Annotated in this window: 13 protein-coding genes and 1 other RNA gene; 9 read left to right on the top strand and 5 right to left on the bottom strand. The window is 43.3% G+C overall.

The genetic code is table 11. The features are described 5' to 3' along the window. The first annotated feature begins 391 nt into the window (after positions 1 to 391). The 5 genes from ppsA (at position 392) to rplI (ending at position 5352) form a co-directional block, all read left to right on the top strand. Positions 392 to 2773 carry a phosphoenolpyruvate synthase gene (ppsA, locus tag ACZ2XM_RS07480; protein WP_490587771.1) on the top strand — a complete coding sequence of 794 codons (2382 nt, stop codon included), beginning with the start codon at positions 392 to 394 and terminating at the stop codon, positions 2771 to 2773. A 153-nt stretch (positions 2774 to 2926) separates the two neighbouring features. Continuing rightward, positions 2927 to 3880, top strand: a complete 954-nt coding sequence (locus tag ACZ2XM_RS07475; RefSeq protein ID WP_490587770.1) for a GYF domain-containing protein — start codon at positions 2927 to 2929, stop codon at positions 3878 to 3880. 287 nt (positions 3881 to 4167) lie between these two features. Next, the gene (rpsF, locus tag ACZ2XM_RS07470) at positions 4168 to 4590 is read left to right on the top strand and encodes a 30S ribosomal protein S6 (protein WP_490587769.1); all 423 of its coding nucleotides are present in this window, start codon (positions 4168 to 4170) and stop codon (positions 4588 to 4590) included. Positions 4591 to 4606: 16 nt separating this feature from the next. Beyond that, the gene (gene rpsR / locus ACZ2XM_RS07465; protein WP_058368567.1) at positions 4607 to 4834 is read left to right on the top strand and encodes a 30S ribosomal protein S18; all 228 of its coding nucleotides are present in this window, start codon (positions 4607 to 4609) and stop codon (positions 4832 to 4834) included. Positions 4835 to 4857: 23 nt separating this feature from the next. Beyond that, the gene (gene rplI / locus ACZ2XM_RS07460; protein ID WP_201496880.1) at positions 4858 to 5352 is read left to right on the top strand and encodes a 50S ribosomal protein L9; all 495 of its coding nucleotides are present in this window, start codon (positions 4858 to 4860) and stop codon (positions 5350 to 5352) included. A 289-nt stretch (positions 5353 to 5641) separates the two neighbouring features. On the opposite strand, the gene ssrA is transcribed toward rplI, so the two are convergent. From ssrA to ACZ2XM_RS07435, 5 genes are all read right to left on the bottom strand, one after another. After that, positions 5642 to 5999: a transfer-messenger RNA gene (gene ssrA / locus ACZ2XM_RS07455) on the bottom strand. A gap of 92 nt (positions 6000 to 6091) precedes the next feature. After that, complete coding sequence (locus tag ACZ2XM_RS07450) at positions 6092 to 6535, bottom strand: hypothetical protein (protein ID WP_490587768.1); 444 nt, start codon at positions 6533 to 6535, stop codon at positions 6092 to 6094. Between the two features lie 138 nt (positions 6536 to 6673). Then, positions 6674 to 7546 carry an exonuclease domain-containing protein gene (locus ACZ2XM_RS07445; protein WP_490587767.1) on the bottom strand — a complete coding sequence of 291 codons (873 nt, stop codon included), beginning with the start codon at positions 7544 to 7546 and terminating at the stop codon, positions 6674 to 6676. Positions 7547 to 7883: 337 nt separating this feature from the next. Then, entirely contained in the window at positions 7884 to 8525 is a 642-nt protein-coding gene (locus tag ACZ2XM_RS07440) for a hypothetical protein (RefSeq protein ID WP_490587766.1), read from the bottom strand. Positions 8526 to 9001: 476 nt separating this feature from the next. Beyond that, a complete protein-coding gene (locus tag ACZ2XM_RS07435; protein ID WP_490587765.1) occupies positions 9002 to 9673 on the bottom strand; it encodes an alpha/beta hydrolase in 672 nt (223 codons plus the stop codon). A gap of 291 nt (positions 9674 to 9964) precedes the next feature. On the opposite strand from ACZ2XM_RS07435, the gene ACZ2XM_RS07430 reads away from it, so the two are divergent. The 4 genes from ACZ2XM_RS07430 to creC all read left to right on the top strand — a co-directional run bounded on the left by ACZ2XM_RS07430 (position 9965) and on the right by creC (position 15088). Further along, positions 9965 to 11335 (top strand): glycerophosphodiester phosphodiesterase family protein, encoded by a 1371-nt coding sequence (locus ACZ2XM_RS07430; RefSeq protein WP_490587764.1) that lies wholly within the window; start codon positions 9965 to 9967, stop codon positions 11333 to 11335. Between the two features lie 159 nt (positions 11336 to 11494). Beyond that, on the top strand, positions 11495 to 12289 hold the full coding sequence (locus ACZ2XM_RS07425; protein ID WP_490587763.1) for a sulfite exporter TauE/SafE family protein: 795 nt from the start codon (positions 11495 to 11497) through the stop codon (positions 12287 to 12289). Positions 12290 to 12440: 151 nt separating this feature from the next. After that, positions 12441 to 13205, top strand: coding sequence for a winged helix-turn-helix domain-containing protein (locus ACZ2XM_RS07420; protein ID WP_490587762.1), 765 nt, complete (start codon positions 12441 to 12443; stop codon positions 13203 to 13205). A 17-nt stretch (positions 13206 to 13222) separates the two neighbouring features. Then, positions 13223 to 15088, top strand: coding sequence for a two-component system sensor histidine kinase CreC (creC, locus tag ACZ2XM_RS07415; RefSeq protein ID WP_490587761.1), 1866 nt, complete (start codon positions 13223 to 13225; stop codon positions 15086 to 15088). Positions 15089 to 15097 lie beyond the last annotated feature (9 nt).

The raw sequence follows: 15097 nt of genomic DNA, 5'->3' as shown, positions 1-15097 counted from the left end.
CTCCTTAATAGCTTCTCATTGATAGCCACTAGTGAACAGCTACCCTTTAATAGCTACTTTCAGTGCTTTGCCCGTCTTATTCATTCGCTAACGTCCTCAAATCGATAACCTACTCATTTAAGCCCTCTCTTGTTAGCGATTTTTCTACCTTTTACAGGCTGTTTTATTCCGCCACGAATTCTTATCAAGGTATTATTTTGCCTATTGATTCTTTCACTCATGAGCGTATTTATCGCTTTACTTTGACTGAAATATCAGGTTTTAACAATTTTAGGCCAAAATAGTGGTAATTTTTGCTAAATTTGTATTTATAAGCTCGAAATTTTCTAAATTTGGCGTTATAATCTACCGTTATAATCGTAAGTAAATAACCTTATTTTCTGGAGTTATCATGACATCAGCCACAGCACAAGTAATCACCCTCGATAAATTAGGCAAAAATGACATCGAGATAGTGGGCGGCAAGAATGCCTCTTTAGGTGAAATGATCAGTCACTTATCAGAACTTGGTGTGAGCGTTCCAGGCGGTTTTGCGACCACTGCCGATGCATTTAATAAATTTTTGATAGACACAGGTCTTATAGATAAGATCAATAGTGAGCTGAAAGACTTAGATGTTAATGATGTCAACAAGCTTACCGCTACGGGTAAAAAGATTCGTGGTTGGATTATCGACCAAGAGCTACCTAGCGATCTTGAGCAAGAAGTGCGTCAAGCCTTTATCGAGATGAGCGCTGGCGAAGATATCGCTGTAGCCGTACGCTCTTCAGCCACTGCTGAAGATTTACCAGATGCTTCATTTGCCGGTCAACAAGAGACCTTCTTGAACATCCGTGGTATTGATAACGTCCTAATTGCGATTAAAGAAGTCTTTGCTTCGCTATATAACGACCGTGCTATCGCCTACCGTGTCCATAAAGGCTTTGAGCATGCGGGTGTCGCTTTATCTGCCGGTATCCAACGTATGGTGCGCTCAGAGACTGGCGCAGCGGGCGTTATGTTCACGCTAGATACTGAAAGTGGCTTTGACGAAGTGGTCTTCATCACAGCGAGCTATGGTCTAGGCGAAATGGTCGTGCAAGGCGCGGTCAACCCTGACGAATTTTACCTATCTAAGCACTTATTGAATGAAGGCCGTCCTTCAATCATCCGTCGTAACCTAGGTAGCAAGCATAAGAAAATGGTCTACGGTGACGAAGGTAGCACGACTAAGTCTACTAAGATCGTCGACGTCGATAAGCAAGAGCGTATGCAGTTTGCTCTAACCACTGAAGAGTTGGTAGAACTGTCTAAACAAGCGCTAGTGATCGAAAAGCATTATGGCCAAGCGATGGATATCGAATGGGCTAAAGACGGCGACAACGGTAAAATCTACATCGTACAGGCTCGTCCTGAAACGGTTAAGAGCCGTCAAGACAGCAACATCATGGAGCGTTATGTCATCAATACTGGCGATGCTAAAGTATTGTGTGAAGGCCGCTCAATTGGTCAGCGTATCGGTGCTGGTAAAGTCCGTATCATCGACGACCTAAACGAGATGGATAAAGTACAAGACGGCGATATCTTAGTGTCTGACATGACGGATCCAGATTGGGAGCCGGTAATGAAGCGCGCGTCAGCTATCATCACGAACCGTGGTGGTCGTACTTGTCACGCAGCGATTATCGCTCGTGAGCTTGGCGTACCTGCTATCGTAGGTTGTGGTAATGCCACTGAGCTGTTAGTCGATGGTCAAGACGTCACTGTTTCTTGTGCGGAAGGCGATACAGGCTTTATCTACGAAGGCCAGCTAGACTTTGACGTTCAGACCAACTCTATCGAGTCTATGCCAGACCTAGCGTTCAAAATCATGATGAACGTGGGTAACCCTGACCGTGCCTTCTCATTCGCGCAAATGCCAAACCAAGGCGTTGGTCTAGCCCGTCTTGAGTTCATCATCAACCGTATGATTGGTGTGCATCCAAAAGCCCTATTGAATATGAATAGCCTGCCACGCGAAGTGTCACAAGCTATTAATGAGCGTATTGCTGGCTATGCTTCACCAGTAGACTTCTATGTCGACAAATTGGTTGAAGGTATCTCTACCCTAGCCGTTGCTTTCCGCAAGCAGCCTGTCATCGTCCGTATGTCTGACTTTAAGTCAAACGAATACGCAAACTTGATCGGTGGTAAGCTGTATGAGCCATCAGAAGAAAACCCAATGTTGGGCTTCCGTGGTGCTAGCCGTTATGTCTCTGACAACTTTCGTGACTGCTTTGAGCTTGAGTGCCAAGCGCTAAAACGCGTCCGTGATGACATGGGCCTAACCAACGTTAAAATCATGATTCCTTTCGTTCGTACGACTAATGAAGCCAAAAAAGTCATCGAATTGCTTGAGAAAAATGGTCTAAAACGCGGCGTAAACGGTCTAGAAATCGTCATGATGTGTGAACTACCGACCAATGCTCTATTGGCTGAAGAATTCCTTGAGTACTTCGATGGCTTCTCAATCGGTTCTAACGATTTGACCCAGCTAACCCTAGGTCTAGACCGTGACTCAGGTATCGTCTCACATCTATTTGATGAGCGTGATCCTGCGGTCAAAAAGCTATTGTCTATGGCAATCTCAGCTTGCCGTAAGCAAGGTAAATACATCGGTATCTGTGGTCAAGGCCCATCAGACCATCCAGATCTAGCGATGTGGCTCATGGAGCAAGGCATCACTTCAGTGTCACTAAACCCTGACTCTGTCTTGGATACTTGGTTCTTCCTAGCCGGTGAAACTGCGCAATAAGCCAGTCTGCCAGCTACTCAGTACAAAAAGAGAACTAAACAGGTGCTAATTAGTGTCAATGGTATGGAGGACAGGTTATATAATCTGCTACCCATGCTGTTGGCACTTAGCACCGTTTTTGTTTTTCTACGATAGATAAGGATACTATTTGCTATGCAGATATTTCTCGCACGTAATAATGTCCAAGCAGGACCCTATACTTTAGAGCAATTGAACCAAATGCTAGGCTCTCAAGAAGTCTCTTTAGATGACCTTATGTGGCATGAAGGCATGTCACAATGGCAGCGTCTAGGGGATGTCACTAGCAATAGAAGACACTATACCCCTGCCGGTACTTCTGAGCTGATTTCAAACTCAACGCCGTCCGTGACCAGCAGCAATGATAGCTCTGGTGAGCGCGTAAGTTTAGAGCAGCTTTATGGTAAGCCTGCAAAGCCAAATACTTCGGATAATGCTGCCAAACCAGCAGCGAGCCGTAACCCTATTTCTTTGGGTAAGCCCGGTAGCAAGCCGATGACGAAGTCGTCTATTACAGGGGCTACTAAAACAGCTAGCGGTAAATCGGTAGTTTTAGCGCCTGTCATGTCGCGCGTGTTAGCCTTAGCTATTAATGGTCTACTGTATTTATTATCCGTATTGCCTTTGCTATTAGCTTTGACTAAGCTTGATATTGATATGGAGCGCTTTCAAGATTTTACGAATTTTGATGCGGCTTATCAGTATACGGTTACTTTAATGCAAGGCATCCCTGATACCACTATCATCATGTCGCAAGCAATGATGTTCGGTCTGTTTGCTATTCAATTATTTTTAATTGTGATGCGTGGCCAATCTCTGGGTAAAGTTATCACTGGGATTCGCGTAGTTGATCAAACGACGCATAAGCTCCCTTCTTTAGGCAGTCGCCTTGGGATTCGCACGTTTTTATTAATCATCATTTATAACATCGTGTTTACCCTGACCAGCTTTTTAGGCTTTGCTTTAATTGCCCTGCACTATTTCATGGTCTCAAAAAGCCCAGACAATATCGGTTGGCACGATAAATTAGCGAAAACCTTAGTGGTTAAGGCTAATGATAAGCAACTTGAAAAACCCAACAAAAAGTAAGCTTTAATGCAGTTCGTCAATGAGCAGCTGAAAAATAGCGCTCAAGTTATGACATTATTGGTTTACCCTAGCCATTACTTTTAGTTTTACCCTTTATATCGAAGGCTTTACATTGCTTTGTAGAGCTAGTATTGATATAATGTGGCGCTTTATAAATTTAAGCAAACCTTCTTTTATCGGTACCCCTTATTTAGATTAAGGGGTTCTTGCATTAGTAGATCTTATTTTTATAACTCTCCTTGCTATCAACATAGGGTTGATAGCTGACTAATCCGTGAGGAGTCCATATGAGACATTACGAAGTGGTGTTAATTGTACACCCTGACCAAAGCGACCAAGTCGTTGGTATGGTTGAACGCTATATCAAATTGGTGCAAGACAACAACGGTATGATCCACCGTTTAGAAGATTGGGGCCGTCGTCAACTAGCCTACCCAATCAACAAGATCCATAAAGCTCATTATGTTTTATTTAACATTGAGTGTGATGGTGATACGTTGGCTGAACTGGAAGAACTATTCCGTTATAACGATGCCATCATCCGCAGCTTAGTTATGCGCCGCGATGACGCTATCACAGAAGAGTCTCAGTTAGCTAAGAACGCTGATGAAAAGCGTGCTCGTAAAGCTAACCGTCGTCCTGATTCAGACAATCGCTCTGATGACAATGATGATGACCACGATGACACTGACGATAGCAGTGACGACTAATTAAAGGAGAAATCTCATGGCACGTTTTTATCGCCGTCGTAAGTTCTGCCGTTTTACTGCAGAAGGCATCACCCACATCGATTATAAAGATGTAGAATTATTAAAGCAGTACATCAGCGACAATGGCAAGATTGTTCCTAGCCGTATCACTGGTACTTCTACTAAATATCAGCGTCAACTAGCGACTGCTATCAAGCAAGCTCGTTATCTTTCGCTATTACCGTATACTGACAACCATCAGTAAGACCGAATATCTAGGAGTGACTCATGCAAGTTATTTTGTTACAGCGTATCGTCAACCTTGGTAAGCTCGGTGAGACTGTCGATGTGAAGCCAGGTTACGGACGTAACTTTCTTATCCCTCAGGGCAAAGCCCTTCCTGCTACTGCTGCCAACATCGAGAAGTTTGAAGCTCGTCGTGCAGAATTAGAAGCTGTAGAAGCTAAAGAATTAGCTGCTGCCCAAGAACGTGCAGATGCGCTTAAAGACGTTAACGTCATTATGCGTGCTAAATCTGGCGACGAAGGCAAGCTATTCGGTTCTATCGGTACTCGCGATATCGCTGAAGCGCTAACCAACTCTGGTCTAGAAGTAGACCGCTCTGAAGTTAAGCTACCTGAAGGTGCTTTCCGTCAAGTTGGTGAATTCAACGTTGATATCCAGTTGCATCATGATGTAACAGCTAGCATCTTAGTTACCATTCTTTCTGAAGATGGTGATAACGAAGATCAAGCGGCTACTGAAGAAGATGACGCTGAATAAGCTAATCCGACTTTAAGTAGGCTGCTGCCCTATCTCACGATAGGTAGTAGCAGTAAAAATAAGGCCAGCTTTTGCTGGCTTTATTTTTGTCTGAGATTTGGTATTTTGTTGGTATAAATAAAGATTGTGTCTGCTATACCAACCAAAATACCAACACTTACTGTGAATTTATAGAAATTACGCTACAAAAAAAGGGTTTAATAGTCTTAGCAATAAACTCTACAAACCAGATAACTAAAGGGCTAGACAAAAAAAACCGACCACATTGAGTGATCGGTTTTTTAATATTTGGTGGAGATGGCGGGAGTTGAACCCGCGTCCGCCAGCATTACGCTCATGAATCTACATGCTTAGGGTCTGTCTTTAATTTTAGTCCGCACCGACCCGACAGTCAGGGTGGATTGGCCGATCCTTTGAGTTTGAACCCCAGAGACTAAGGCAGCCTCTGAAGCGATCCCATATTCGTGCGCTGTACTTAACTGACCAACTATGGGTAATTAGCAGTTAAGAAAGCAGGGGTTTAGGCTGCTAGAGCGTAACTTTCGTCGTTTGCAATTATAACAATATATGTTTGATTTACGAGAGGACATACACTCTCGGCATGCATCATTGAGTTTCATCACCAGCGTCGAAGCCAGAACATCCCCAATGGAACGGAGTATTATATAGGGCAAAGCTATTATCCGCAAGGGTTTCTAAGGGTTAGTTACACTTTATAACACCCTCATTTGCAGTATTTTTACGCCGTAAAACTATCCGACATAATGGCCCAATGGTGCAGCTTGCGTAGTCCATAGCTGCCAGGATCGACCAACTCTAGCATATCCGCACAGGCCTCTGAGCAAAATACCCGATATTCAGGGTTGTAGAACCCTGGGACGACAGTTCTGATAAGGGCTAGGTAATCATACCTAAAGCTCTTGCGCCTATTATACCAACGTAAGGCATAGTCAATATCGCACATGACCGGGACTAGTTCCCAATGGGTGGGGTTCATTTCAATAATCTTACGTCGGATACCCCCATCACGGTGACTGGAGCTAATACAGTCAAAGCGACCATCGTTTAGCTCTTCGATGACCAGCTCACAATGACTGAAGCGTGAGCCGTCTACCATACTGATTAACCTATCAAATATCTTTCCGTAATCCGCAATGTAAAATGCTAAATAAGTGGCTTTCATGGCTATCCCCCTGAAGTCCTTTTATTTAGTATAGCGTAGGAAAACTTTAATTTATTAATTATTTTAAAAATATTATTTATTATATATTCTTAAAAAATTCATATGAATAAAAATCTAACTTAAAATTTATTCGCCAAATTAGATTTGAATTAATTTTAGAAATTCCTTTTCTTCAATGACTTTGATATCTATTCCTTCAGTAATCAATTGTTCTACTTTACGCTGCTTGCTGCTCTTGTCATAACCCGCTAATAGAGAAAGATCTGCTACACCTACCACGAGGTAATCTAGCTTTTTAGACGCACCCGCTTTGACGTTAAACCCGTGTTTAGTAGCAATCTCAACTATCTCTATTCGACTAATACTTAGATTCCCTGTAAAACATATATTTAACCCTGCATAACGTCCATTTTCATCACCCTCTTTTGAACGACTAACCGGATAAGTCTTAGCATTATTATTGTTAAAGCTACGTCGTTTAGACTTACCTTTATTCACCCAGTCATTAATCGAAAGGTTGTTTTCTCTAAGTATAGTGACGGCGATGTGCCCACATGCCTTAGCATCCTCTAAAGCATCATGATGATTGAATTGATAATTCCATTCTTTACAGACATTAGCCAAATTATAACCTTTATGCTCGAAACGACTGCAAGTCTCTCTAACCATTATACTAGCGTCTGCCCATAACCATTCTGGTGAAGGTAAGTTATGCTCTTCTAAACACTTCTTAATAGCACGTTGGTCAAAATTGGTATAACTCACTACAACATTCGTACCAATAAACTGTAAGACCTTACCGTAGACGTCATATATAGTTGGCGCATCCTTCACCATGTGTGCAGTGATACCATGAACTTCAATATTATGATGGCTAAAAGAGCCTTGTGGCATGACCAAACTGCAATAGGTATCGACCAATTTTCCTTTGACATATTTAGCCAATCCTATCTGACAAATTGAGCCCACATTATTATTCGCAGTTTCAACATCAATCGTAACGAAATTCACTACTCTCACCTCATCAAGTTATATTTTTACTATAACCCAACGATTTCTGACTGACAATTGTTAAGTTTAATTTTGATATTGTAGGACCCATCTGTTTCAACTTGGCTACTTACCCTATCCATAAAAAAAGCCTTATATTGCTTGAGGCTTAAAAATAAGGAGGGTACCTAGGGACAACTTACTTCTAGTAAGTTTACGATTATCGCAGTGGTTATCGCACCTTATCTAGGCATAAAATATTTATAATGCTCTACTACTACCTTTTTAGTTTAGAGCTAGATAAACGTAATCTGATAAAAGTCTATTATTATTCATGGTTAGCGTTCCTATTTATAAATTAATTAGAGTACTGCATGGCTAGGGTATGAAATTTTGTACTATTTTTGTCTGAACAATCTTTGATATTTGACATCCAATATTTGAAACTTTGAGTATTTTTTATAACACTAAAATCTATATTCTTTAAAATTACAATACCTGTTTCTTTTGTTGCAATAATATAAGAGTGATTATTGATATGATTGTTTAATCTGCTATAAAAACGATATGTTGCGAGCTTAGAGTTTTCTAAATTGCCTGACCGATATATCCCTTTAGTATATTTATAAACTTTTTCGTCTAGAAGGATGTCTTTAAATTTAGGTGAGCTATTATCTATTTCAATATCAGTAAAAGGTTGTAGCTTTCTCCACTCCTCCTCGCCAATCTGTTCACGCCATTCCTCTGGCGTCACATACACCGTAATACCGCCTTCACTTTCGCATAACTGACTGACATTGGCTTGAATATAAACATATTCGATTACCCAATAAGATATTGGTGCACCCATGGTAAGCATAAACCCTGTTAATGCCCCGTATAGCCTAGCTTTAGGGTTGTCTTTATATAATCCTTTACCCATCTTTGCCCCGACAAGGGTGGCGATAAGAGTAATTAATAGCCAAAGGACTAAACCGATAAGCACGGCAATTGCAAGCATGGTATTCCTTGGTGGGTTCAATGAGTGTAGTAGTGATTGGATTTTTTCGAACGTTTAGTCATGTGTAACGCTTACCCTTTTGAGCTATTTATTTAGAATAAATTTTTAGTCAACATGAGTTCTTATTTTTGGATAAAACATTTTCACACTTTATGTCTACTTACGCACCACATTGTGCCAAAACACCACCCAACCATAAAAGCAGACATAGGTAGGTATATTATTAGTGGCAGTAATGGTTTGAATAGATAGCGGAGTACATTTAGTCTCATAGGAGTATCTTTTGAATGGTTATTATTAATTTATAGTTATTATTTAGACTAAATTAACATATTTATTATAATATTTGATATTAATAGATTGGTTTGAAATACACTGACTAGATTCTTATGACAATTAAAAAAGCCCAACCCCATAACAGGATTGGACTTTTATACTACCTATGAATTTTTATTTACACTTAAATAAGCCGTAGTCTAGCTCAATACTTCATTAAACCACTCACCAATAGCACGAATCTGTGGACCACAGACTTGATGAGCCATCGGATAAGTGACATATTTCACATCATAACCGCGGGCTTGTAAGGTCTTAGTCGCTTGCTGACCCAAAATTTCAGGGACAACAGGGTCTTGCGTACCATGATTGATTAAGATAGGAATATTCTTATTAGCATAGCTAAATTCGATATGGTCATTAGTAGCCAAATACGTCGATAGTGTCAGTAAACCTGCCAGCTTTTGCGAATAGCTCAGCGCCGTATGATAAGCCACTGCCCCACCCTGTGAGAAACCAGCAATAACGATATTTTCCGCAGGCACGCCACGAGCAATCTCACGCTCAATCAAATCATTGATATTTTGCGCAGACTTCTTAATCTGTACCACATCAACTTTGCGATCAATGCTCATCTCAAGGATGTCATACCACGCCGGCATCACCATGCCACCGTTGATAGTTACCGGAATCTGCGGCGCATGCGGAAATAAGAAGCGCACAGCCAAATCCGAACGCAGGCCTAGCTCTGGTACAACGGGTTCAAAGTCATGACCGCTCGCGCCCAAGCCATGTAGCCAAATTACAGCATTGTTGATGTCTTTATTGGCAGGGTTATGTTCTACGATTACGCAGTCTAAATAGTCGCTCATTTTCTATCCTTTTTAGGTCGTTTTATTAGGTCTAGCCAGGGTATATATCTTAGACAAGATAGCTTATCAGACAAGACAGCGAAACTGTCATACCGCTGTCATCAATACTTCAACTGTTCTTGCTAGCTTATAGCTAGGGTCATTAGCTTGTTTAATATTATTAGGGCGCTGAGCTCATTTGCAACAACCAACCTACTTTACACCCCTAACTTCTTGATGCCTTATCTATTTTTTCGCTAGTTTTTGCCTATAGCCATTCATCTTAGCTATTTATTTTAGAGGACAGTTTACATGACAATATTAATGAATTCAGGGCAAACCCTGACATCAAGGATGACTCTCAAAAAAGCCATCAAATTCGCCACTATCGTGCCCCTCTTATCAGCCAGTACTCTACTGATAATGGGCTGTGATGAGGATAATGACAGTGCTCCGGTAGTACCTTCTACGCCCACGACCCCCACGCAGCCCTCCAACCCTGATGTTGGCCAATCAGTAGCCTACAGCTATGGGGTACGGCCCTTTTATTTAGTTGATGATATGGATACAAGCCCCTTAAAAGAAGAACTGCTTGCCTGTACTTCACAAACTCCCAAGAAGACAGACTTCTCTATTTCCCATCGTGGTGCTCCCCTACAGTTTCCAGAGCATACGTATGACAGCTATAAGGCTGCTGCTCGCATGGGCGCCGGTGTCTTAGAGTGTGATGTCGCCTTTACTAAAGACGGTGAGCTGGTCTGCCGCCATGCACAAAACGATCTGCATACCACGACCAATATCGTCGCTACACCGCTAGCAAGTAGCTGTACAGTGCCACCTGCTATAGACGCAAATGGTAATCTCAGCAACGCTGCCAATATCGAATGTCGTACCTCGGATATTACTGCTGCCGAATTCAAAAGTCTAAAAGGTAAAATGGATGCGGCTAATACTAGCGCCTCTACTATTACAGACTATATGAACGCCACTGCACCATGGCGCACCGATTTATATGCCCAAAATGGTCAAGTAATGACGTTAAAGGAACATATCGAACTGGCCAAAAGTCTCGGTATGAAGCACACGCCAGAACTTAAAGAACCCGTCGTAGCCATGCCATTTAATGGCTATAGCTTAGACAACTATCGTCAACAGCTCATCGATACCTATAAAGCCGCAGGGGTCGCCGCCAGTGATGTCTATCCACAGTCTTTTAATATTGCAGATATTGAGTACTGGCTAAAAAATGACCCTGATTTTGGTGCCAATGCCGTCTATCTCATCGACGATAGCAATGAGACCGCAGCGGGCAAGACCTTTGATAAAAATGACTCTAGCACTTGGCTGCACAGTATGGCGGATATCAAAGCTCGAGGCATTAACATCATTGCACCCGCCGCTTGGCTACTGGTCACTAGCGATGGTAATGGCAATCTCATGCCTTCCGAATATGCGAAGCAAGCTAAGGCTAATGGTCTAGAGATTATCACTTGGTCACTTGAGCGTTCAGGTCCGCTAGCTACTGGCGGCGGTTGGTACTATTCTGGCTTAGAAGATGCTATTAATAACGATGGTGATCTCATGACTTACATCGATGTCTTAGCTAAAGATGTCGGGGTAAAAGCTATCTTCTCGGACTGGCCAGCGACCGTTAGCTATTATGCCAATTGCAAAGGCTTATAAAACTTAAATCAATAGCATGGTCATCGCAGCAATAAGTCACAAACCAACTTAATATTAAGTTGGTTTTTTTTATGAAATACTGATAGTTTTAAAGGCATTAATTACATAGTTCTGAAGGCGTTAATTATAACAGTAACTTGCCCTTGCTAAGGATTGAGCATGTTGGAGGTATTAAGTCAGTTATCGGTAGATACCTCGCTAGGGCTATACGGTTGGTTATTCATCGCGGGAGCTATAGCCTTTATTATCTCTACGGTTTCAGGTGGTGGCGGTGCGCTCATGCTGATTCCTATAGTCTCTTGGTTGCTTGGACCTGCTGCTGCGCCACCAGTCATCAACTTAGGTAATTTTGTCAGCCAGCCTGTCCGCCTCTATCTTTTTTGGCGCGATATTAACTGGCAATTGGTGCGCTATTATGCCCCCAGTGCTTTACTTGGGGCTTGGCTAGCGGGGCTACTATTTAGCAAATTAGACGCTCACTGGATTCAGCTGGTGGTAGGCGTATTTTTAGTCTCTACTATACTGCAGTACAGATTCGGCAAAGTCGCTAAAGCTTTTGTTATGCCTAAGGTTGGTTTTATTCCTTTAGGCTTCCTCGTGGCATTTATTAGTACCTTGGCTGGAGGTCTAGGGCCCATTATGAACCCCTTTTACATCAATGCCGGCCTGCAAAAAGAGGACTTGATTGCTACCAAAACAGCGAATTCCTTTATCGTAGGCTTTGCGCAAATAGGCAGTTATACTTTTTTTGGTGTATTGACTGGCAAGCTTTGGTTATTCGGTTTGATATTAGGCTTAGGAGCGGCCTTAGGCAATATCATCGGCAAGCGTTTTTTGAGCAATATGAGCGTCCAACAATTTCGTATCGCGCTAGTTATTCTTATGGTAATAAGCGGCTTAGTAATGATTTATAACAACTGGCAAATACTATTGCCCACCCCTCTTATTCACTGATTCTAAAACGCTAGCTAAGCAGCGACTGCTAGCTAACCACTGACTACACATCAATTTTTCATAGATTATTCATCGTATATAGCGGCACGGCGAACCGTACGCTGGGCAAACTATGCTACGATAATCGCACCCTATGACAGAGCGCCGCCCCATGAGTACTTGTCCGCATATTTTATTAGTCGAAGATGACCCTGCTATCGCTACCTCGTTAAAGGTGACTTTTAAGCGTGAGGGCTGGCAGCTGACTTGGTTAGACAATGCCAGTGCAGTACTGCCGACTTTACAAGATCTGCAGGCCTCAGATACGCCACTCACTGCCATCATATTAGATGTGGGATTACCCGATGGGGATGGTCTGAGCTTATGCCAGCATATTCGTCATGCCGATACTATTGGGGCGCAGACTGATTTGCCCATTTTATTTTTGACTGCGCGCAGTGATGAAGTCGATCGTATCTTAGGATTAGAGATGGGCGCGGATGATTACTGTGCCAAGCCCTTTAGCCCGCGTGAGTTAGTCGCCCGTCTAAAGGCCATTTGGCGTCGTGAGCAATTGATTACGCAAGCACAAAGCGAGCCTACTTCGGCTAATAGCTCGACTGAGCCGCAGCACATACCCTCGCCTTATGGCAATTGGGTTTATCAGCCGCTCGATTATAGCCTGCACTGGCATGACCAAAAGCTCGATCTAAGCAACACCGAGCGCAAGCTACTGATGGCACTGTTAGCCGGCCCCAAGCAAGTCTTTAGCCGTGAGCAATTGTTAGAGGCCATTAGCGACTATCCTGACCACCGTCTCGCCCGCACCATTGACAGCCATATCAAGTCTATCCGTAAGCAATTAGCTAAAGTCGATAGCGATACCGAGGTTATCCATACCCACCGCGGCTTAGGCTATAGCTTAAGTCCGGCATAAGCGGTTATAACACTTTTATGACTACGCCTACTCCACCTCCTAACTCTGACCGTACTTCGAAGGCTAATAATGTCGAGCAACCGGACGCTGCTCAGCAAGCTGATGAGCAAAGTCTTGCCTCAGCAGCCCATAACTGGTATGCCAAACTACATCCTATTGGCGCACCCGCAGAGACAATGAGTAGCGCTAATAGTGATGCGAAGTCTATAGCGACTCAACCGCTAAATTTAAGTATTTTCTTCCGCATTTGGCTAGCGGTAGCCGTGATTATTATTCTCTCCAGCGTCGTCGCTTTTACCCAACTCTTTGAGTACGTCAAACCCACGACCCAACAGGTCATCGAAGATACCCTCGTGGATACCAGCAAACTATTGGCCGTCAGCCTAAGACCGCCTATGCAAACTGGTCTATTATATAACGACGACTATCAGACAACTTTGGATCAAGCTTTCATTGGCCGTAAACCCAGCAAAGCTAATACTCTCAAATTGAACCCGAACCAGCAGCGCTCTGCTAATACGCCAACGCCTTGGTATCATCTCAAGACCCACAGTAGCTTTCGCGTGTATATCACTGATCCACAAGGCATGGTCATTTATGACTCTCGTCAAGGGGCGGACAATGCTGAGGGACAAGACTATAGCCGTTGGAATGATGTCTATCTAACCCTGCGCGGAGGCTATGGCGCGCGCAGTACGGCACAGCGCCCTGGTGATAGTACGTCATCAGTGATGTATGTCGCCCAACCTATCGAAAGCGCTGATGGCACCATACTTGGGGTTGTCAGTGTGGGCAAGCCTGTCGCGACTATCGTGCCTTACTTGGAGGCCACACGCAGTCGTATGCTGACCGCCCTCCTGGTCATCAGTGCCCTCGCCCTCATCATGGCGGGCTTGGTCGCTTGGTGGCTCAAGCAAAGTATGGCACTGGTGGCTCGCTATACCCGCTCACTAGCCAAACAGACTGACAAGCCCTACTTCTACCTAGGTCGTGAGTTAAATGAGCTATCCGATACTATCGAAGGTATGAAAGACCGCTTGGAGAATCGCGCTTATGTCACCGATTATGTGCATACACTTACCCATGAGCTAAAAAGCCCCCTGACTGCCATTCGTGCTAGCGGAGAGCTCTTAGAAGACTCGGATTTAGAAGAAGAAGATCGCTTGATGCTCAGCCAAACCATCACTGAGCAAAGTATCAAGCTGCAATCATTAATAGATCGGTTACTGCTATTAGCCACTGTCGAGCAGCCCACCTTTAAACTACAAAAAGAGCTTTTAGACCTCCCTGAGCTATTGCAGTCCTTACTGACGCTAGCGCAAGCAAAGTTGCAGCAGCGGCAACTGTCTGAAATCCCGCTATGGATTAATGAGCAGCCCATTGATAGCACTACGCTAGCTCAGAATGCCGCTTTGGATCAAAGTCTCACGCTATTCGCCGATAAGTTTTGGCTCAGTCAAGCGCTGCAAAATGTACTCGATAATGCCATCTACTTTGCACAATCGCAGGTGATTATTAATTTGCGCCCTCATGCTAATAGCTTACAGATTGATATCTTTAATGATGGCGCTCCTATTCCTGAATACGCCTTAGCCAAAGTATTCGACCGTTACTTTAGCCTATCGCATCAAGCGATATTTGCGAGCGACCCAGCACAACCACGAATGCAAGCGAAGAAAGGCACTGGCTTAGGTCTAACCTTGGTCAAACAAGTCATTGAGCATCATGGCGGTCAGGTTAGCATTCGCAATATCTCTAAAGACATCATGCGGCCATTAACCACAGATATAGAGACGGCAAACGCTACCTTAATTAATCAGCCTACTAATGGGGTATTGGTCACTATAGAACTACCGTTAGCTGCTCCTATCCCTCATGATTAACGAAACAGC

The sequence above is a fragment of the Psychrobacter sp. CoH-33_TS_01 genome (assembly GCF_058189395.1).
The sequence above is the reverse complement of the archived record's forward strand: the minus strand, read 5'-3'. Positions and strand labels throughout refer to the sequence as shown.